Raw genomic sequence first — 18951 nt, 5'->3', positions numbered from 1 at the left:
CGGGATACAGGGGCAATCCTGAATCGGAAAACCACGCTCGTGGGAATCCCTTCCATGGATTCACGACTTGGCTCTACAACGTCGGTGATCGCTCCGCCCAAGCCTTGGTGGCTTGGCAGATTTCCAGCGCTCGGGCGTAGGCGGGGCGTGTCGTCGTGCGGGCGAGATAGGCACGCTCGACTGAACCCGGGGTATAGTTGCTGGTTCGCAGACCAAGCAGGAGAGCGTAGCTCACTGAAATGTCAGCAGCAGTGAACTGGTCTCCGGCGAGAAATGTTCGATCTGCGAGACGCTGGATGACCAATCCCAGCCGACTGTGAAAGGTCTCCAGTGCCCAGTTTGTGACCCGGGCGTTTCGCTCTGCTTCGGGCGCGAGTGCGCGACCGACGAAGACGGCGTTCATTGGTCCAGCGAGCCCAGCCTCTCCCAAATGGAGGAACTGCAGATAGGCGCCGAAGGCCGGATCGTCCGGGGCGACGGCGAGCGGGCTCGGCCCGTGGCGGGCAAGCAGGTATTCGAGGATCGCGATCGATTCGACCATGATCATCTCGCCGTCCTGTAGCGCCGGGATAAAGCCGGCGGGGTTGATCGCAAGAAAATCGGGATCATTCTCGACAGCGCGCAGATCGACCGGGCGCAGCCGATAAGCCACTCCCAATTCCTCGAGCAGCCAAACGACACGGAATCCACGACCTTCGCCATAGACAGTGAGCATAACTGAGCGTCCTTACGCTGGCTTTGGTGCCTAAATTCGCTGGAGCGAGATTTCCACTCTGACACGATATGTACAAGGCTCGTCGAATACTCCTGCGCAACGCCTTCGGCGTCGCCGGCGGTCGCGACCTCCCGCTTCCGTCGCAACGCGAGGCTCGTCGCTCGTCGCGAGCGCTGGAAGTGTCAAAGGCGGACGTTCGTACTCTGCGAGTTAATCATTTCAGTCGCAACGTGTGGCTTATTGGGATCGAGGAGAGCGGCCCGCAAATGCAGCCATTTTCGGCCGTTCTTTAGGCCCATTTCGGCCAAACTGTTATCAGTTGCTCATTTTCCGGGGCAGGACCCTTCAACTCGGAGTCCTGCAATGTTCAAGCTAGTTCTTTTTGCGTGTTTTTTTGTTGCCGTCAGCTCTATTGCTTCGGAAGCACGACCCTACCGCATTGATCACGCGCCCGAATGCAATGTCATCATGCCCTGCGACTTCTCGCATTCGCAAACGCGCCGCGAGCGCGTTTCCAGATACTCATCACAGGCGCCCAATTCAAGACAACTCACAATGTCCGTCGCTGGCAGCGCCGTTGCGGCGGTGAATGTCACTGGCGATCGGATCGTCGGCGGTCGACCGGCCGGTTGCCCTTCGTCCTTCTGCGGTTGCGGCGCGGCCCTGCGCGTGTTCGGTCGTTTGATGCCGGAATTGAATCTCGCGGCCAACTGGCTGCGTTTTCCGCGTACATCGCCAGCGCCGGGAATGGTGGCGGCACGACGCGGCCACGTGTTCGTCCTGGAGCAGCACCTCGGGGGAGACATGTGGATGGCGTATGACGCCAACTCGGGCGGACACGCAACAAGAATGCACGCGCGTTCCTTGCGGGGGTATACGGTCGTCAACCCGCGCGGCACGACGAGTTGAGGGAAACGCCGACATCAATCTCGATATGTGACGGAAGCAGGAGCGAGACCTCGGCGGGCCGCCAGACTATTGGCGGCTCGCCTTCGCGCACCCCAACTGTTGACAAAGACAGGCTTATCAGACGTACAGAACTTTGTTCAGTCGCTCGAGCTGAGCATTGAATTTGCTTGGGAAGTAGACCTCGTCGCTTGTGACGAAATCGCACATTTCTGCAAGGGCCGTGGTCCAGGCAAGGGCCCGGCCATGATTGGACTGTGCAAATGCGACCGGGTCCATCGCCGCCCGATCTGGCGTCCGTCTGTTGACTATCTGATCGTACTTTTCCCATTCGATGGCGTTGATGGCGCCACGACCGGCCAGCACACTCGTGGTGCCACCGCCCATGAGCTTGGCCATCGTTTGTTGCACCTCGTGCATCGCTGCGGCGGCAACGTTGAGCTCGGTGCCTGCCATGATGACGAGCTTCATCGACTCGCAAGCGAGACCGGCCCACATCGCGCGCCACGCCTGGAGATCGGCGACGGCTGCGGCAATACGGGCCGTTCCGCCATATTGTTGGATTTTTCTTTCAGCGAGCTTCTGGTCTATCAAGCCGCGCGCAATGTCGGCGGCCACGCCTATCCTGTCCGTGAACTCCACATGTGCCGCGACGATCGCGACCTTTCTGCCTTCCAGCCGCTTGAACTCTTTCGCAACGGCCGTTGAGGTTGCGGCGGATACCGCTCGCCGATAGGCGTCGACGGTGGATCTGCTGTTGTGGGCTGCGTTGAGTGCGTCAGCCAGAGCGTCGAGCATGACCTTGTGGTAGGCATAGTAGGGATGCGTCGTCAGCGAGGCGCCGAGCCATTTCTTGGCGAGGTCCATGGAGATCTTGATGCCGAGCTTAAGAAGCGCGCCGTCTCGCTTCGTCTCGTCAACTGCATCCTCTACTCTGCGGACGTACTCGTAGTACTTCTTGGCTTTGTCCGCCTTGGCGAGAACTTTCGACAGAGTGCCGGGTTTGACCGGGCTCTCGTTATGCTCGTGCAAGAGCGCTTGCGCCCTGGCGAGCGGCCCAGAGGCCGGGCTTCGCCGATATTTGTCGTAAGTCTTCAGTCCCTCGGACGCGAAGGTCCAGAAGCTAGCGGTGGTATCGAGGGATTTCTCTATCTTTTTATAGAAGCGTTCATCCTCGACACTAGCTCTAACCGCCATCTCTATCTCTCCTCGCAATCGAGACCAGGCGAAATCGTCTCGTCACTCGCTGTTGGTGAGGCGGAACCTGTCGCTGCTAAATTCATGGCCGCTCAGTGGTGACTCATTATCAAAGTCACGATCCGACGCCGTCATCCGATTGAAGGATATCGGCGCTGACATCTTCATGCAGGTCGGGCGGTCGAGGAGGGAGAGACGCCGACCTCGGCAGAAGAGTTCGTGTCAGCTACGAAGGCAAGCCGCGACACGTCCGTTCGCGTCGCAATGTGGTGCAGCCGAGTTGACTCTCGTGCAGGGGATTGCGTGGTCAGCCGATACCCTGCGAAGCATCCTTCATTGAGCATCGTACGGTTGCGGCAGGATGGCGTGATGCCGCTGTTTTGCCCAACGTGCCAAATGGTTTTGCAGATGCAGGAGGCATCTGCCGCCGGCCATCGGCTACATTGCATGGGGTTGTTTTCGAGTATATCGCGGAAGGCTTGCCGCGAGCGTCGCCGCGCTACGCGCGCTCCGTCTCCCGATGCACGTCGTGCACCACCAGCCCCATGCCTTGCTCGGGCATCTTGATCCAGTCGCGCCGCTTCAGCGTGCGCTTGGTGTCCTCGAAGCCGCTTGCCCAGTGCTCGCGCATCGAGGTGCCCGAGAATTCGTGGTCCTTGGCGTCGCCCTCATAAGCCTTCTGCTGGTAGATCAGATGCAGGATCGCGATCTCGGGCATATGGCAGAGGCTGGCCTTGAGATTGCGCTCCTCGTCGGTGAGTTGCTCCTCCGGCAGCTTCGCCAGGGCCTTGTAGAGCTCGACCTTGAGATTGTGCGTGCGGCGATAGACATCGGTGTTGTGGCGCGTGCGCGAGGAATACATGATGTCCTTGTGGCGGGCCATCACGTCCTGGATCGAGCGCGGCAGCACGCCGCGGGCGCTGAACAGGTCGACCTGGAACACCAGCGAATTGAGCGCGTCCTCCTGGTCGAGCAGATGCTGGAGCGGGGTGTTGGAGACGATGCCGCCGTCCCAGAAATGATCGGTGCCGATCCGCACCATCGGCAGCGCCGGGGGCAGGGCGCCGGAGGCCATGATGTGCTCCGGCCCGAGGGCGTTGTCGAAATAGATGAAGTTGCCGGAGAGCACGTTCACCGCGCCGACCGCGAAGCGGACCTTCTTCTCGTTGATGAGATCGAAGTCGACGAGCTCGCGCAGGCTCTCGCGCAGCGGCGTCGTGTCGTAATAGCTCGTCGCGGTCCTGGCGCCGATCGGGCTGAACCAGGGATTGACCTGGTGCGGGGTGAAGAAGCCGGGCTGGCCCATGGCTGACGTCATCCACGCGCTGGTGAGGTTGCGCCACTGGCGGAAGACGTCGCCATCCGGCGTGTAGTGCCAGACCTTGCGGTTGGTGATGCGCTCCCAGAAGACGCGCAGCGCATCGAGCCGCTTCTCCGGCCGGTTGCCGGCGATGATGGCGGAGTTGATCGCGCCGATCGAGACGCCGCAGACCCAGTCCGGCTCGATGCCGGCTTCGTGCAGCGCCTGATAGACGCCGGCTTGGTAGGCGCCGAGCGCGCCGCCGCCTTGCAGCACCAGTGCGACGCGATCGCAGCGCTCGGGACGCCAGCCCCGCGCGGGAGGCTGATGGGTCTGATAAGTCGGTTGCGACGTGCGGGCGTCCATGGCGATGCCTCCTGCCTTCACCGAACGATTGCGTCCCGCGGTGACGGCGTGATGACAAGGGTGGCAGCCGATGCATCGTCTGCATGCAGGTCAATCGCAACGGGAATGGCACGCGGGTCGTGCGCCTGACGGAAATCCTTCACATCGCGGTCAATGACGGCCGCTAGCAATCTGCATCACCGCCCGACACTGCCGGGCAGGCATCCACTGTCATGAGGAGACCAGCGATGCGCAGGGAAGACGTGCTGAGACTTCCGTCCATGCCGGCCGCTGGACCGAGCTATCCGGCCGGTCCCTATCGCTTCGTCAACCGCGAGTTCCTCGTCATCACCTACGAGACCGATCCGGACCTGATCCGCGCCGGCCTGCCCGAGCCGCTGGAGCCGATCGACCAGCCGATCGTGCATTACGAATGGATCAGGATGCCGGACTCCTCCGGCTTCGGCAGCTACACCGAGTCCGGGCTCGTCATCCCGGCGCGCCTGCATGGCGAGGAGGTCAATTTCGTCTCGCAGATGTATCTCGACGACGATCCGCCGATCGCCGCGGGCCGCGAGATCTGGGGCTTTCCCAAGAAATACGCCCATCCCAAACTCGAGATCGTCAAGGACACCCTGACGGGGACGCTGGAATATGCCGGCCAGCTCGTCGCCATGGGCACGATGGGCTACAAGCACGAGAGCATGGCCGGCAACGGTGATCTCACCCGCGCGACGCTGTCGAAGACGCAGGTGAATCTGAAGATGATCCCCGGCGTCGACGGCCGTCTCGAAGTCTGCCAGCTCGTCGCGATCAACCTCACCGATATCGTGCCGAAGGGCTCCTGGATGGGGCCCGGACGTCTTCACCTTGTGCCGCACGTCAATGCGCCGGTTGCCGATTTCCCGGTTCGCCGCGTCGTCGGCGCGCATCACTACATCGCCGATCTGACGCTGCCGTTCGGCCGCGTCGTCCACGACTACATCAGGGAGGCCGAGGCGACGGCCGCGACGGGACTGGCCGCGGAATAGGGCGGCGCCATCATCAAACTGTAACAGAGCCGTAATTGACTACCCGCGTGGGTCCGGAAGATGCCGTCAGCCGTCTTCCGGAGGCGGGGCATGTGTTGACGGTTGGGGCGACCATGGCTGAGCCGGCAAAGCTTGTCAGCGCGATATCGGGGTCTGAGCCTGCCATTCCGGGCCTGGTCTGGGCGTTCCGCCTGCACAGCGACGGCAGTGCCGAGGCGCTGCCGATCGACCAGCCGATCGAGTTCAGCCATGACGGCCGGCTCTGGCTGCATTTCAACCTGACCGACGCGCGGGCGCGGCCGTGGATTGCGGCATCAACGCTGCCGCCGCTTGCGCGCGAACTGCTGCTGTCGAACGACACGTTCCAGCAGCTCCATGTCATCGACCACTGCGTCTACGGCGTGTTCTCCGACCTCGTGCGCGACATCGACAGCGCCACGGAAGAGACCGCGTTCCTGCGCTTCGCCATGACCGAGCACCTGCTGGTCAGCGGCCGCCATCAGGCGCTGTGCTCGGCGGATGCGGCGCGCCGGGTGCTCGAAGGCGGCTACCGCGTCGACAACGTCGCCCATCTCCTGGAAAAGATCGTCGACGAGGTTGCCGACACGCTCGACAGGATGGCCGACAAGCTCGGGCAGGAGATCGACGGCATCGAGGAGCGCATCCTCGCCGACGAGGCGAGGCCCGAGATGCGCCGCACCCTCGGCCGGTTGCGCCGCACCTGCGTCAGGCTGCATCGTCAGCTCACCGGCCTGCGCGTGCTGTTTCACCGGCTCGACCAGAAGAACACCGATCACCTGTCGCCGGGCTTGCGGATCCACGCCGGCAAGCTGGCGCAACGGCTCGATGGCCTCGATCACGACATCGTCGAGCTGCGCGAGCGCAGCCGCCTGCTCGAGGAGGAGCTGCGCTTCAAGAACGAGGAGGAGAGCAACCGCCACCTCCACACGCTCTCCATCGTGACCTCGCTGCTGCTGCCGCCGACGCTGATCACCGGCATCTTCGGCATGAACACCAAGGGCCTGCCGCTGACCGACGTCGAGAGCGGATTTCTCTGGGCGGCGGTGCTGATGGCCTCGTCGGTCGGTGCCGCCTATTTGTTCATGCGGCGCACGGGCATTTTCAGGTAGCGCACCAGTCGTGAACGGCACTGCCGACAGATCTCCGCTGCGAAGCGTGGCTGCAATTGCGCTGGCATGCACCTTGGCCAGCACGAGTGCGCGCGCCGGCGCCAAGGACGAAAGCGCGGCCGAATGGCTGGCGCCAAAATGGTTCAACGAATGGCATGACGGGCTCGCCAGCAAGGGCCTGAATTTCGGCGCCACCTATATCGCCGACAACATCGGCAACGTCTCGGGCGGCGTTGCGCGCGGCGCCATCCATTTCGGTCGCCTCGATCTCTCGGTTGATGCTGATCTCGACAAGCTGGTCGGCTGGACGGGGGGACGCTTCTACGCCAACGCCTTCGTGATCTACGGCCGCGGGCTCTCGCGCAACTACGTGCAGAACCTCGCCACCATCAGCGAGATCGAGGCGCTGCCGGACCGGCGGCTCTACAACGCCTATTTCGAGCAGAGCTTCTTTGGCGACAGGCTGAACATCAGGGCCGGCCAGCAGGCCGCGGATGTCGAGTTCTTCGACAGCCAGACCGACGACCTCTTCATCAACGGCACCTTCGGCTGGCCGGCGATCAAGGCGAGCAATCTTCCGGCCGGCGGCCCCGCACCGCCGATCGCGGTGCCAGGCATTCGGGTCAAGGCCGCGCTGTCGGACCAGATCACCGCCTATGGCGCGGTGTTCAACGGCGATCCGTCCGGCCCGGGCGATGCCGATCCGCAGCTGCGCGACCATCACGGCCTCGCATTCCGCGTCAACGATTCGCCCTGGGTGATCGGGCAGGTCCGCTTCAACTACGACATCGATATCGGCGGCCGTCCGCTCGCCGGCAATTTCACGCCGGGTGCCTGGAAGCATAATGGCTCGTTCGACAGCCAGCGTTTTACGGCGGAGGGGCTCTCGATTGCCGATCCCTCTGGAAGCGGCGTTCCGGCCAAGCTTCGCGGCAACTACGGCATCTTCGCCGTCATCGAGCAGGTGCTCTACCGCCCGCCGGAGGTGAAGGACAACACCACCTCCGCGTCGATCCCGGGCGTCACCGCCTTCGGCCGCATCGCCTACAGCCCGCCAGACCGCAATCTGATCGACCTTTATCTGGATGGCGGCATCGGCTTCGTCGGGTTTGTCCCAGGCCGTCCGCTCGACCGCTTCGGCGTGGCGATGGCCTATATGCGGATTTCGAACACCGCCCGCAATCTCGATCTCGACGCGCAAGCCTTCACCGGCGTGCAGAGCCCGGTGCGCAGCAACGAGACCCTGATCGAGATGATCTACGAGGCGCATATCAAGCCGGGCTGGCTGGTGGCGCCGTATTTCCAGTACGTGTTCCGCCCCTCGGGCGGCATCCCGAATCCGAACGATCCGAGCGGCGTTTCGCGGATCGGTGACGCCGCAGTCTTCGGCGTCACCACCACGATCCGGTACTAGGTTGGCTTACGCCATCGCGGCCTGCGTCTTCGGCTTCGGCTGCCGCGACAGAGCCAGCACGATCAGCGAGGCGAACACGCAGAGCGCGCCGGCGATGAAGAAGGCGGGCAGGTAGCTCTGGAGCAGCGTTCGCGACAGGCCGGCACCAAAGGCGGCCGTGCCGGCACCGAGCTGATGCCCGGCAAAGATCCAGCCGAACACGAGATTGGCGCGCTCGGGGCCGAACTTCTGCGCGGTGAGGCGCACCGTCGGCGGCACGGTGGCGATCCAGTCGAGGCCGTAGAACATCGCGAAGATCGACAGGCCGTAGAACGAGAAGTCACTGAAGGGCAGGAAGATCAGCGAGAGCCCGCGCAGGCCGTAGTACCAGAACAGGAGCCAGCGATTGTCGTAACGGTCCGACAGCCAGCCCGACATGATGGTGCCGAAGAAATCGAAAATGCCCATCGCAGCCAGCAGGCTTGCGGCCTGCACCTGCGGGATGCCGAAATCGAGGCACATCGGGATCAGGTGGACCTGCACGAGGCCGTTGGTCGAGGCGCCGCAGACGAAGAAGGTCGCAAACAGGATCCAGAACGCGCTCGATTTCGAGGCATCGCGCAGCGTGCCGAGCGCCACCGCCGTGATCGAGCCGTGGTTGACGGGCGGGGCGGGCAGGGGCTCGCTGCCTTCGTCGCCGAACGGGCGCAGGCCGAGGTCGCTCGGACGGTCACGCATCGCGAGCAGCACTGCGAGTGCGGAAACGCCGAGCATGATGCAGACGAAGCCGAGCGCCAGCCGCCAGCCGAAGCGTTCGGTGAGGCTTGCGAGCAGCGGCAGGAACACGAGCTGGCCGGTGGCGACGCTCGCGGTCATGATGCCGACCACGAGGCCGCGCCGCGCCGCGAACCAGCGCGTGGCGATGGTGGCGCCAAGCACCAGCGCGGTCATGCCGGTGCCGATCCCGATCACGACGCCCCACAGGGCGATGAGCTGCCAGACCTCGGTCATGCCGAGCGATGCGACCAGCGCCGAGACCACGATCAGCTGCGCCGTCAGCGTGACGTTGCGCAGGCCGTAGCGGTTGAGCAGGGCGGCGGCGAACGGCGCCATCAGCCCGAACAGGATGAAGCGGATAGACAGCGCGGACGAAATCTCCGCCGTGCTCCAGCCGAACTCCTTCTGCAGGGGAACGATGAACACGCCGGGCGCACCGACCGTGCCGGCGCTGATCAGCGCGGCCAGGAAGGTCACGCCGACCATCACCCAGCCGTAGTGGATATTGCGGCGGCTGAGCGTTGCCGCGAGCCAGTTCGAGATCATTGGGCCTCAATCAGGGTTGGCGGTCCCTCGCGGGACTCGCATCATCGTCGTAGTCTGGCATATTTGCTGGAAGTCTAAAATGTCAGACTTCCCTCAAATTCGGACATGGCGGCTAGTGCGTCAGCCGCTCCACCGCGATGGCCGTGGCTTCGCCGCCGCCGATGCAGAGCGCGGCGACGCCGCGCTTGAGGTTCTGCGCCTCGAGCGCATGCAGCAGCGTCACGATCAGCCGCGCGCCGGTGGCGCCGATCGGATGGCCGAGCGCGCAGGCGCCGCCGTTGATGTTCAGCTTGTCGCGGGGAATGCCGAGATCGCGCTGCGCCGCCATCGCCACCACGGCGAAGGCCTCGTTGATCTCGAACAGGTCGACGTCACCGGCGGTCCAGCCGACCTTGTCGAGCAGCTTGCGGATCGCCGGGATCGGCGCCGTGGTGAACCATTGCGGCTCCTGGCTGTGGGTGGCGTGGCCCTTGATCACGGCAAGCGCCGGAAGGCCGCCCCGATCAGCGAGCGAGCGCTTGGTCAGCACCAGGGCGGCGGCGCCGTCGGCGTTGGCGGAGGAAGCTGCCGGCGTGATCGTGCCGTTGGCGCGGAACGCCGGCTTCAGGCCTGGGATCTTGGCGGGATCGACCTTCAGCGGATGCTCGTCATTGGCGATGACGCGCGGGCCGGCCTTCTCGGTCAGCGTGATCGGCGCGATCTCGGCCTTGAACGCACTGCCCTCGACCGCCTTGCGGGCGCGGCTCAGCGTCTCCATCGCATAGGCGTCCTGGTCCTTGCGGGTGAACTGATAGGCCTCGGCGGTGGCTTCGCCGAAATCGCCCATGGAGCGGCCGGTCTCGTAGGCGTCCTCAAGCCCGTCCATCATCATGTGGTCGATGATGCGGTCGTGGCCGGCGCGATAGCCGCCGCGCGCCTTGGCGAGGAGATACGGCGCGTTGCTCATGCTCTCCATGCCGCCGGAGACGACGATCTCGGCCGAGCCGGCGCGGATGATGTCGTGCGCCAGCATGGTCGCCTTCATGCCGGAGCCGCAGACCTTGTTGACCGTGGTGGCGCCGGTCGCGTCAGGCAGGCCGGCGGCGCGCGCCGCCTGGCGCGCCGGTGCCTGGCCTTGTCCCGCCGGCAGCACGCAGCCCAAGAAGACCTCGTCAACTTTTTCGGGCGCGAGGTTTGCGCGCTCCAGCGCCGCGCCGATCACATGCGATCCGAGCTTATGCGCGGCCAGCGGTGACAATTCGCCCATGAAGCGGCCGAGCGGGGTGCGGGCGGCGGAGACGATGACGACGGGATCGGCGGCTTCGGCCATGATGGGACTCCCTGCGATGACGGCTGAGTAAGATTACAGTCATCATATGATGCGACGCAAAAAATGCAACCGCGCGGGGCATGAGAAAATCTTGTGGTTCGCATGAGATTTCCTCCTGCGATCGGAGGAGGGCAGAGGAGCAGCCGCTGTTGGCACAGCGGCGTCCACACACAGCGCTGTCATCGCCCGCGAAGGCGGGCGATCCAGTATTCCAGAGGCGGCGCGTGGATACGGAGAAGCCGCGGCGTACTGGATGCCCCGCCCCCGTGCGCAATTGCGCACTAGGCGGGGCATGACACCTTTGGTGTGGCGACGGCCTGCTGATGCAGAGGCAGCTACCGCTTCCGATCCACGAACGCCTGCATCAGGCGCGTCGGCTCGTCCGTCAGGAACGACTCGCCGAACACCTTCACGCTCAGATTCACCGACTCCGTCAGCGGCAGTTCCTCCCATTGCCGCAGCAGCGCCTTCTGCGACCGCAACGCCTCGGGGCCGCATTCGAGCAGTGCCTTCACCGTGTGCTCGACGGCTGCATCCAACCCGCTCTCGGGTGCGACCTTGTCGACCAGGCCCCAGGCGAGCGCCGTCGGCGCGTCGATGTTCTCCGCCGTCATCACCAGCCAGCGCGCGCGGGCCCAGCCGATCAGGCGTGGCAGCAGCGCGGCGTGGATCACCGAGGGGATGCCGACGCGTACCTCCGGCATGCCGAAATGCGCATCATGCGCGGCGATCCGGAAGTCGCACGCGGCGGCTACCTCCAGCCCGCCGCCGAGGCACCAGCCGGGCATGCGCGCGATCACGGGGGCAGGGAACTGACGCACGGCCTCGCAGAGATCGCGCAGGCGGCTGATGAAGGCTTCGGCCGATGTCTGGTCGAGCCTGGCCATCTCCTTGATGTCGGCGCCGCCGATCATGCTCTTCTCGCTCTGGCCGCGCAGCACCACGACGCGGATGCTGCGATCGGTGGCGAGCTGTTGCAGGCCTTCGCGCACTGCGTCTGTCACGGGCGAGCCCAAGATATTCAGCGAGCCGGCGTTGCAGATCGCGACGTGAACGACGCCGCGCGCATCGCGCGTCACGCCGCAGTGGTTGTTGAGCATTTCCATCGTGGGATCTCGACGTTTGTTGGACGTGCGCGGGCGCACCGGTCGGGATCACTTCCGGGCCGAAAGGGGCGGCTTGTCAAGCGGGCCGGGAGACGGAGTTGCCAGCGCGAAGTTCGTGACATAGTATGATGAATGTAATACAAAGAGGCCGCCATGACCTGTAACGATCAACTCGACCTGTTTTCGCCCGCGCAACGGCGCGAGCGTGTGGTGGACTGGCAGGTCCCTGCGCCGGTCGCGAAAGCGGCGATGGGCTTGTCGGGCATGGACGCCATGCAGGGCATTCGCGACGGCCGCTTGCCGCCGCCGCCCTTCGCAAAGCTGATCGGCTTCACCATGGCGGTGGTCGAGCCGGGCCGGATCGTGATGGAATTGGAGCCGCGCGAGGATCTCGAGAATACCATCGGCCTCCTGCATGGCGCGACGGCCGCGGCGCTGATCGACACCGCCATGGGATGCGCCATTTCGACCCGGCTGGAGGCCGGGCAGTCGTCCGTGACCCTCGATCTGAAAATGACGTTCCTGCGCCCGCTGTCGGTCCGGTCCGGGCTGATCTCGGCCGAAGGCAAGGTCGTCAAGCTGGGACGGCAGACCAGTTACACCGAGGGTTTCGTCCGCGACGGCAAGGGCGCGCTCGCAGTCCATGCAACTGCAACCTTTTCCATGATCGGTAATACCTTAACGTGAATTAATCCACCGTCTGGTCCATTTCTGTGTTATGAGATGATCTCCGACATTCAATGAGACTGGCATGCGCTATTCCCGGGAACACAAGCAGGAAACCCACGACCGCATCGTGAAGAAGGCCTCGGTGCGGCTGCGGGAGAAGGGCGCCCACGGTATCGGCGTCGCCGACCTCATGAAGGAGGCCGGCCTGACCCATGGCGGCTTCTATGCGCATTTCGACTCGCGTGAGGCGCTGGTGATCGAGGCCTTTGCCTACGCCATGGACCGCTCGATGGAGCACTGGCGCAAGCAGTCCGATCAGGTCGCGCCCGAAAAGCAGCTCACCCAGATCGTCGAGACTTATCTTTCGACGCTGCATCGCGACAATCCCGGCCATGGCTGCTCGATTCCTGCGCTGGGCGCAGAGATCGCCCGCGAGAGCCCGAAGACGCGAAAAGCCTTCGCCGGCAAGCTCGACGAGATGATCGAGATGATGACCGACTACATCCCGAACCTGCCGCGCAAGGCCGCGCGCAAGCAGGCGATCGCGACGCTGGCGACGATGGCCGGCACCATGCTGCTGGCGCGCATCGCCGGCTCCAGCGAGCTGTCGGACGAGGTGCTGAAGGCGGGCAGGGATAGCGCGCTGGACGGCGCGAAGCGTGAGCCGAAGGTGGCGGCGAAGAAGCCGAAGCAGAATTAGCGAGATGCCGTTGAATGCGTAGGGTGGGTTAGCCTTGCGGCTGCGCGAAGCGCGGTCGCTGGGCGTAACCCACCACTGTGTTTATCTGCCGAGACAGAAGTGGTGGGTTACGCCTTCGGCTAACCCACCCTACGGGAGCGGTGTTTGCCGCCCCGCAAATAGCCCCCGCTCGCGCTCCACGATCTCGCCGATGTAGTCCGCCACCGCCCTGATCCGGGCGAGATCCTTGCTGTCGGCGTGCATCAGCATCCAGAACGTCCGGGTGATCGAGATCTCCTCGGGCAACACCGCGACAAGCTGCGGATAGTCGCTCGCCATGAAATGCGGCAGCACTGCGATGCCGAAGCCCGAGAGCGTGGCGTTGAGCTGTGCGATCAAATTGGCGCTGCGGAAGCGGGCGGAAATCCGCGGCGACACCTGTGGTAGATAATCGAGTTCCGGCGTGAACAGGAGCTCCTCGATGTAGCCGACGAAGCGGTGCTGCGGCAGCACCTCGCGCGAGACGATCGTCGGGAAGCGGTCGAGATAGGCGGGGGAGGCATAGAGCCCGAGGCGGTAGTCGAGCAGCTTGCGTCCGACGATGCGGCCTTCCTTCGGCATGGTCAGGCTGATGGCGATGTCGGCCTCGCGCTTGGAGAGACTGAACAGCCGCGCGGTTGCCACAAGTTGCAGGTCGAGATCGGGATACCGGTCCGCGAAGGGCGCCAGCCGCGGCGCCAGGAAGGCGGTGCCGAAGCCATCGGGCGCACCAATCCGCACCGTTCCGGTCAGCCGCGCCACGGAGCCGCCGACCTGTTCCTGGTTGGCGACGATGGTCGATTCCATCGCTTCGGCGCTGTCGGCGACGCGCTGGCCGGCCTCGGTGAGGAGATAGCCGGTCTTGCGCCGGTCAAACAGCTTTGCCGAGAGGTGCTTTTCCAGCCGGTCGACGCGGCGGATCACGGTGGCATGGTCGACGCCGAGCTGTTTTGCCGCAGCCGAAACCGAGCCGCCCCGCACGATGGCCAGCACGAAACGAAAGTCGTCCCAGTCGATGCTACCTTGATCCAGCATTTTCGCACATCTATGGTGCAATATAACAGACTTGAATCCTATAAAATGCAGGTCAATAGGATTTGTCAAAGCGATCAGGCTCGACTTCCAAGGAGATTATTCCATGCGTTCAATCGGACATTTCATCGGTGGCAAGGAGGTCAAGGGTACCTCTGGCCGCACCGCCGACGTCTTCGAGCCGATGACCGGTGACGTCCAGGCCAAGGTGGCGCTGGCGTCCAAGGCCGAGGTCCGCGCTGCCGTCGAGAACGCCCGCGCCGCGCAGCCGGAATGGGCCGCGACCAACCCGCAGCGCCGCGCCCGCGTCATGATGAAATTCGTCGAGCTGGTGCAGCGCGACTACGACAAGCTCGCCGAGCTGCTGGCGCGTGAGCACGGCAAGACCGTGCCCGACGCCAAGGGCGACATCCAGCGCGGCCTCGAGGTCGCCGAGTTCGCCTGCGGCATTCCGCACCTGATGAAGGGCGAGTACACCGAGGGCGCCGGCCCAGGCATCGACATTTATTCGATGCGTCAGGCGCTCGGCGTTGTCGCCGGCATCACGCCGTTCAATTTCCCGGCAATGATTCCGATGTGGAAGTTCGCGCCGGCGATCGCCTGCGGCAATGCCTTCATCCTCAAGCCGTCGGAGCGCGATCCCGGCGTGCCGATGCTGCTTGCCGAATTGATGATGGAGGCGGGCCTGCCGGCCGGCATCCTCAACGTCGTCAACGGCGACAAGGAAGCGGTCGACGCCATTCTCGACGATCCCGACATCAAGGCCGTCGGCTTCGTCGGCTCCACGCCGATCGCGCAGTACATCTATGAGCGCGCCGCCCAGACCGGCAAGCGCTGCCAGTGCTTCGGCGGCGCCAAGAACCACGCCATCATCATGCCCGACGCCGACATGGACCAGGCGGTCGATGCGCTGATCGGTGCGGGCTACGGCTCGGCCGGCGAGCGCTGCATGGCCGTCTCCGTTGCGGTGCCCGTCGGCAAGTCCACCGCCGACCGCCTGATGGAAAAGCTGATCCCGCGCGTCGAGTCCCTGAAGATCGGCACCTCGATCGATCCGTCGGCCGATTACGGCCCGCTGGTGACGCGCGAAGCCGTCGAGAAGGTCAAGGGCTACATCGACATCGGCATCAAGGAAGGCGCAACGCTCGCCGTCGACGGCCGCGGCTTCAAGATGCAGGGCTACGAGAAGGGCTTTTATCTCGGTGGCTCGCTGTTCGACAACGTCACCAAGGACATGCGGATCTACAAGGAAGAGATCTTTGGCCCCGTGCTCTCGGTCGTGCGCGCGCACGACTACAAGGAAGCGCTGGCGCTGCCGTCCGAGCATGACTACGGCAACGGCGTCGCGATCTTCACCCGCGACGGCGACGCTGCGCGCGACTTCGCGGCCAAGGTCAATGTCGGCATGGTCGGCATCAACGTGCCGATCCCGGTTCCGATCGCTTATTACACCTTCGGCGGCTGGAAGAAGTCGGGCTTCGGCGACCTCAATCAGCACGGCCCGGACTCGGTCCGCTTCTACACCAAGACCAAGACGGTGACCTCGCGCTGGCCGTCCGGCGTCAAGGAAGGTGCGGAGTTCTCGATCCCGCTGATGAAGTGATCCTCTCAAGAGCGAGGCACCCATGCAGTTCGCTCTGAACGAGGATCAGGTCGCGGTTCGCGACATGGCGTTGGCGTTTGCGGCGGAAAAGATCGCGCCGCACGCGTTGCGCTGGGACGAGGAGAAGCATTTCCCCGTCGACGTGATGCGCGAGGCGGCGACGCTCGGCATGGGCGGCATCTATATCCGCGAGGATGTCGGCGGCTCCGCCATGACCAGGTTCGACGCGGCGCTGATCTTCGAGGCGCTGGCGACGGGCTGCCCGACGACGTCGGCCTTCATCTCCATCCACAACATGGCGTCCTGGATGATCGATGCCTACGGCAGCGACACCCAGCGCCACAAATGGCTGCCGAAGCTCTGCACCATGGAGCTGATCGCCAGCTACTGCCTGACCGAGCCCGGCGCCGGCTCGGATGCCGCGGCGCTGCGCACCCGCGCGGTGCGCGACGGCGATCATTACGTCCTCAACGGCCAGAAGCAGTTCATCTCGGGGGCCGGCGGCACCGACCTTTTGGTCGCGATGGTGCGGACCGGCGGCGAAGGCCCCGGCGGCATCTCGACCCTCGTCATCGACGGCGACACACCCGGCGTCTCGTTCGGCGCCAACGAGCGCAAGATGGGCTGGAACGCGCAGCCGACCCGTGCCGTCATGTTCGAGAACGCCCGCGTGCCTGTTACCAACCGGCTGAGCGAGGAGGGCGTCGGCTTCAAGATCGCGATGGCCGGCCTCGATGGCGGCCGTCTCAACATCACGGCATGTTCTCTTGGTGGTGCCCAAACGGCGCTCGACAAGGCGCGCGCCTACATGAAGGAGCGCAAGGCGTTTGGAAAACGCCTCGACGAATTCCAGGCGCTGCAATTCCGCCTTGCCGACATGGCGATCGAGCTCGAGGCCGCGCGCACTTTCCTGTGGCGGGCCGCAGCGGCGCTCGACCGCAAGAACCCTGACGCCACCATGCTCTGCGCGATGGCCAAGCGCTTCGGCACCGATGTCGGCTTCGAGGTCGCCAACCAGGCACTTCAGCTCCATGGCGGCTACGGCTACCTCAGCGAATACGGCATCGAGAAGATCGTGCGCGATCTGCGCGTGCACCAGATTCTCGAAGGCACCAATGAAATCATGCGGCTCATCGTGGCGCGCAAACTGATCGAGGGCGCGCGATGAATGCAGCGGAAGAGGGCGATCTGGTCGCCCGCGTCGAGGGTGCGGTCGGCGTGATCAGGCTCAACCGTCCCAAGGCCATCAATGCCGTCACCCTGGAGATGTTTCGCGAGATCGAGACCGCGCTCGACCGTTTCGAGGCCGATCCGGCCGTCGCTGTGATCCTGTTGGAGGGCGCCGGCGAGCGCGGCCTCTGTGCCGGCGGCGACATCCGCACGCTCTGGGAAAGCTCGAAGGTCCATGGCGATCTCGGCAAGATCCTGTGGCGCGAGGAATATATCCTCAACGCCCGGATCAAGAAGTTCCCAAAGCCCTATGTCGCCTTCATGGACGGCATCGTGATGGGCGGCGGCGTCGGTCTCTCCGCGCATGCGAGTCATCGCGTCGTCACTGACCGCACCAAGCTCGCAATGCCCGAGGTCGGGCTTGGTTTCTTCCCGGATGTCGGCGGCACTTATTTGTTGTCGCGCTCGCCGGGCGAGATCGGCACCTATTTCGGTCTGACCGGCCAGACCATGAATGGGCCGGATGCGATCCACGCGAAGTTCGCCGATTGGGTGGTGCCGGCAGTGAAACTCCCGCAGCTGCGCGAGGCCCTGACGAAGCTGCGCTCCGGTGCGACCGCGGCCGAGGTCGGCAAGCTCATCAACGGCTTTGCGACCGGCGAGACCGCAGGACCGGTGGCGGCGAAGGAGCCGATGATTGATGCGCTGTTTGGTTTCGATCGCATGGAGGACATCGTCGCCGCCCTCAAGCGTGACGGTTCCGAATTCGCTCTGGCCACGCTGAAGACGCTCGGCGAGAAATCGCCGCGCGGCATGGTGGTGACGCTGAAGCTGTTGCGCCTGGCCCGCGCCGCGTCGAGCCTGGAAGAATGTCTGGTGCGCGAATATCGCGCCGCGCTTGAAGTGTTCCGCAGCGATGATTTCCGCGAGGGCGTGCGCGCCGCCGTGATCGACAAGGACCGCAACCCCACCTGGTCGCCGCCGCGGATCGAGGACGTGACGCCGGAGATGCTCGCGCCGTATCTCGCCGAGATTGGCGCCGACGAATTGAAGTTCAACTAATCAGCGAAACGTTCAGCGGAGGAAACGAAGATGGCCACGATCGCATTCATCGGTCTCGGCAACATGGGCGGCCCGATGGCCGCCAATCTGGTCAAGGCCGGCCACAAGGTCGTCGCGTTCGACCTCGTCGAGGCCTCGCGCGCGCAAGCCAAGGCTGATGGCGCCGGCATCGCCGACAGCGCGCCGGGCGCGGTGAAGGGCGCCGATGTCGTCGTCACCATGCTGCCGGCCGGCAAGCACGTGCTTGGCGTCTGGAACGAGGTCGTCCCCGTCATGACCAAGGGCGCGCTGATCATCGACAGCTCCACCATCGACGTCGAGAGCGCGCGGCAGGCCCACGCGCTGGCCGCCAAGAACGGCGTGCTGTCGGTGGACGCGCCGGTCTCCGGCGGGACCGGCGGCGCCAAGGGCGCGACGCTCACCTTCATGTGCGGCTGCGACGACAAGGCGTTTGCGGCGGCGAAGCCCGTGCTGGAAAACATGGGCAAGAAGATCGTGCATTGCGGCGGCGCCGGCGCCGGCCAGGCGGCCAAGATCTGCAATAACATGATCCTCGGCATTTCCATGATCGCGGTGAGCGAGGCGTTTGCGTTGGCGGAGAAGCTCGGGCTCTCGCATCAGGCGCTGTTCGACGTTGCCTCGACCTCGTCGGGCCAGTGCTGGTCGCTGACGACCTATTGCCCGGTGCCGGGTCCGGTGCCGACCTCGCCGGCGAACAACGATTACAAGCCCGGCTTTGCCTCGGCGCTGATGGTGAAGGACCTGACCTTGGCGCAGGACGCGGCCAAGGCCGCGGGCGCGGCCACGCCGCTCGGCCAGCATGCGCAGGAGATTTATCAGGCCTTCGATAGAGCGGGCCAGGGCGGGGTGGATTTTTCCGGAATTATCAAGCACGTTCGCAGCCTCGCTGGAAAATAGCGAGGCTTTGCCCGTAGCCCGGAT

At 64.5% G+C, this 18951-nt stretch carries 16 protein-coding genes and 1 pseudogene; 10 read left to right on the top strand and 7 right to left on the bottom strand.

Translation table 11 applies throughout. From position 1 onward, the window contains the following. Nucleotides 1-73: 73 nt before the first annotated feature. Nucleotides 74-715, bottom strand: coding sequence for a glutathione S-transferase family protein (locus tag E4K65_RS08820; RefSeq protein ID WP_135173815.1), 642 nt, complete (start codon nt 713-715; stop codon nt 74-76). A 363-nt stretch (nt 716-1078) separates the two neighbouring features. On the opposite strand from E4K65_RS08820, the gene E4K65_RS08815 reads away from it, so the two are divergent. Continuing rightward, nucleotides 1079-1624 (top strand): hypothetical protein, encoded by a 546-nt coding sequence (locus E4K65_RS08815; RefSeq protein WP_167770658.1) that lies wholly within the window; start codon nt 1079-1081, stop codon nt 1622-1624. A 117-nt stretch (nt 1625-1741) separates the two neighbouring features. Here E4K65_RS08815 and E4K65_RS08810 read toward each other — a convergent pair whose 3' ends face one another. Together E4K65_RS08810 and E4K65_RS08805 are read right to left on the bottom strand one after the other, a co-directional pair. Beyond that, complete coding sequence (locus E4K65_RS08810) at nt 1742-2818, bottom strand: hypothetical protein (RefSeq protein WP_135173813.1); 1077 nt, start codon at nt 2816-2818, stop codon at nt 1742-1744. Nucleotides 2819-3317: 499 nt separating this feature from the next. After that, nucleotides 3318-4484: a patatin-like phospholipase family protein gene (locus E4K65_RS08805; protein WP_135173812.1), complete on the bottom strand. Its 1167-nt coding sequence runs from the start codon at nt 4482-4484 to the stop codon at nt 3318-3320. A 227-nt stretch (nt 4485-4711) separates the two neighbouring features. On the opposite strand from E4K65_RS08805, the gene E4K65_RS08800 reads away from it, so the two are divergent. The 3 genes from E4K65_RS08800 (at nt 4712) to E4K65_RS08790 (ending at nt 8038) form a co-directional block, all read left to right on the top strand. Beyond that, nucleotides 4712-5494 (top strand): acetoacetate decarboxylase, encoded by a 783-nt coding sequence (locus E4K65_RS08800; protein WP_135173811.1) that lies wholly within the window; start codon nt 4712-4714, stop codon nt 5492-5494. A gap of 113 nt (nt 5495-5607) precedes the next feature. Beyond that, entirely contained in the window at nt 5608-6624 is a 1017-nt protein-coding gene (locus E4K65_RS08795; protein WP_135173810.1) for a transporter, read from the top strand. A 10-nt stretch (nt 6625-6634) separates the two neighbouring features. Further along, the gene (locus tag E4K65_RS08790; RefSeq protein WP_135173809.1) at nt 6635-8038 is read left to right on the top strand and encodes a carbohydrate porin; all 1404 of its coding nucleotides are present in this window, start codon (nt 6635-6637) and stop codon (nt 8036-8038) included. 6 nt (nt 8039-8044) lie between these two features. Here E4K65_RS08790 and E4K65_RS08785 read toward each other — a convergent pair whose 3' ends face one another. From E4K65_RS08785 to E4K65_RS08775, 3 genes are all read right to left on the bottom strand, one after another. Then, on the bottom strand, nt 8045-9340 hold the full coding sequence (locus E4K65_RS08785; protein WP_027543118.1) for an MFS transporter: 1296 nt from the start codon (nt 9338-9340) through the stop codon (nt 8045-8047). Nucleotides 9341-9452: 112 nt separating this feature from the next. After that, on the bottom strand, nt 9453-10649 hold the full coding sequence (locus E4K65_RS08780; protein WP_135173808.1) for an acetyl-CoA C-acyltransferase: 1197 nt from the start codon (nt 10647-10649) through the stop codon (nt 9453-9455). A 335-nt stretch (nt 10650-10984) separates the two neighbouring features. Beyond that, nucleotides 10985-11755, bottom strand: coding sequence for an enoyl-CoA hydratase (locus E4K65_RS08775; RefSeq protein WP_167770657.1), 771 nt, complete (start codon nt 11753-11755; stop codon nt 10985-10987). A 153-nt stretch (nt 11756-11908) separates the two neighbouring features. Between E4K65_RS08775 and E4K65_RS08770 the strand changes: the two genes are divergently transcribed. Together E4K65_RS08770 and E4K65_RS08765 are read left to right on the top strand one after the other, a co-directional pair. Beyond that, nucleotides 11909-12442, top strand: coding sequence for a PaaI family thioesterase (locus E4K65_RS08770; protein WP_135173806.1), 534 nt, complete (start codon nt 11909-11911; stop codon nt 12440-12442). A gap of 64 nt (nt 12443-12506) precedes the next feature. Further along, nucleotides 12507-13124 carry a TetR/AcrR family transcriptional regulator gene (locus tag E4K65_RS08765; RefSeq protein ID WP_135173805.1) on the top strand — a complete coding sequence of 206 codons (618 nt, stop codon included), beginning with the start codon at nt 12507-12509 and terminating at the stop codon, nt 13122-13124. Nucleotides 13125-13253: 129 nt separating this feature from the next. On the opposite strand, the gene E4K65_RS08760 is transcribed toward E4K65_RS08765, so the two are convergent. Beyond that, complete coding sequence (locus E4K65_RS08760; RefSeq protein WP_135173804.1) at nt 13254-14177, bottom strand: LysR family transcriptional regulator; 924 nt, start codon at nt 14175-14177, stop codon at nt 13254-13256. A 103-nt stretch (nt 14178-14280) separates the two neighbouring features. Here E4K65_RS08760 and E4K65_RS08755 point away from each other — a divergent pair, with 103 nt between their 5' ends. From E4K65_RS08755 to mmsB, 4 genes and pseudogenes are all read left to right on the top strand, one after another. Continuing rightward, nucleotides 14281-15777 carry a CoA-acylating methylmalonate-semialdehyde dehydrogenase gene (locus E4K65_RS08755; protein ID WP_027543112.1) on the top strand — a complete coding sequence of 499 codons (1497 nt, stop codon included), beginning with the start codon at nt 14281-14283 and terminating at the stop codon, nt 15775-15777. Nucleotides 15778-15799: 22 nt separating this feature from the next. Further along, the gene (locus E4K65_RS08750) at nt 15800-16945 is read left to right on the top strand and encodes an isobutyryl-CoA dehydrogenase (protein ID WP_135173803.1); all 1146 of its coding nucleotides are present in this window, start codon (nt 15800-15802) and stop codon (nt 16943-16945) included. Next, nucleotides 16942-18009, top strand: coding sequence for an enoyl-CoA hydratase/isomerase family protein (locus tag E4K65_RS08745; protein WP_135173802.1), 1068 nt, complete (start codon nt 16942-16944; stop codon nt 18007-18009). The genes E4K65_RS08750 and E4K65_RS08745 overlap by 4 nt, the downstream gene beginning before the upstream one ends. A gap of 21 nt (nt 18010-18030) precedes the next feature. Beyond that, nucleotides 18031-18927 (top strand): annotated as a pseudogene (gene mmsB / locus E4K65_RS08740) (3-hydroxyisobutyrate dehydrogenase); the annotation flags it as partial. Between the last annotated feature and the right edge of the window lie 24 nt (nt 18928-18951).

Origin of the sequence: Bradyrhizobium niftali (assembly GCF_004571025.1) — a bacterium.
Lineage (GTDB): Bacteria > Pseudomonadota > Alphaproteobacteria > Rhizobiales > Xanthobacteraceae > Bradyrhizobium > Bradyrhizobium niftali.
The sequence above is the reverse complement of the archived record's forward strand: the minus strand, read 5'-3'. Positions and strand labels throughout refer to the sequence as shown.

Excerpts from the sequence above, each read along its gene's own strand:
- E4K65_RS08755 (WP_027543112.1), top strand. The coding sequence starts at position 14,281 with ATGCGTTCAATCGGACATTTCATCGGTGGCAAGGAGGTCAAGGGTACC.
- E4K65_RS08760 (WP_135173804.1), bottom strand. The coding sequence starts at position 14,177 with ATGCTGGATCAAGGTAGCATCGACTGGGACGACTTTCGTTTCGTGCTG.
- E4K65_RS08800 (WP_135173811.1), top strand. The coding sequence starts at position 4,712 with ATGCGCAGGGAAGACGTGCTGAGACTTCCGTCCATGCCGGCCGCTGGA.
- E4K65_RS08780 (WP_135173808.1), bottom strand. The coding sequence starts at position 10,649 with ATGGCCGAAGCCGCCGATCCCGTCGTCATCGTCTCCGCCGCCCGCACC.
- E4K65_RS08750 (WP_135173803.1), top strand. The coding sequence starts at position 15,800 with ATGCAGTTCGCTCTGAACGAGGATCAGGTCGCGGTTCGCGACATGGCG.
- E4K65_RS08820 (WP_135173815.1), bottom strand. The coding sequence starts at position 715 with ATGCTCACTGTCTATGGCGAAGGTCGTGGATTCCGTGTCGTTTGGCTG.
- E4K65_RS08810 (WP_135173813.1), bottom strand. The coding sequence starts at position 2,818 with ATGGCGGTTAGAGCTAGTGTCGAGGATGAACGCTTCTATAAAAAGATA.
- E4K65_RS08805 (WP_135173812.1), bottom strand. The coding sequence starts at position 4,484 with ATGGACGCCCGCACGTCGCAACCGACTTATCAGACCCATCAGCCTCCC.
- E4K65_RS08785 (WP_027543118.1), bottom strand. The coding sequence starts at position 9,340 with ATGATCTCGAACTGGCTCGCGGCAACGCTCAGCCGCCGCAATATCCAC.
- E4K65_RS08770 (WP_135173806.1), top strand. The coding sequence starts at position 11,909 with ATGACCTGTAACGATCAACTCGACCTGTTTTCGCCCGCGCAACGGCGC.
- E4K65_RS08815 (WP_167770658.1), top strand. The coding sequence starts at position 1,079 with ATGTTCAAGCTAGTTCTTTTTGCGTGTTTTTTTGTTGCCGTCAGCTCT.
- E4K65_RS08795 (WP_135173810.1), top strand. The coding sequence starts at position 5,608 with ATGGCTGAGCCGGCAAAGCTTGTCAGCGCGATATCGGGGTCTGAGCCT.
- E4K65_RS08745 (WP_135173802.1), top strand. The coding sequence starts at position 16,942 with ATGAATGCAGCGGAAGAGGGCGATCTGGTCGCCCGCGTCGAGGGTGCG.
- E4K65_RS08775 (WP_167770657.1), bottom strand. The coding sequence starts at position 11,755 with ATGGAAATGCTCAACAACCACTGCGGCGTGACGCGCGATGCGCGCGGC.
- E4K65_RS08765 (WP_135173805.1), top strand. The coding sequence starts at position 12,507 with ATGCGCTATTCCCGGGAACACAAGCAGGAAACCCACGACCGCATCGTG.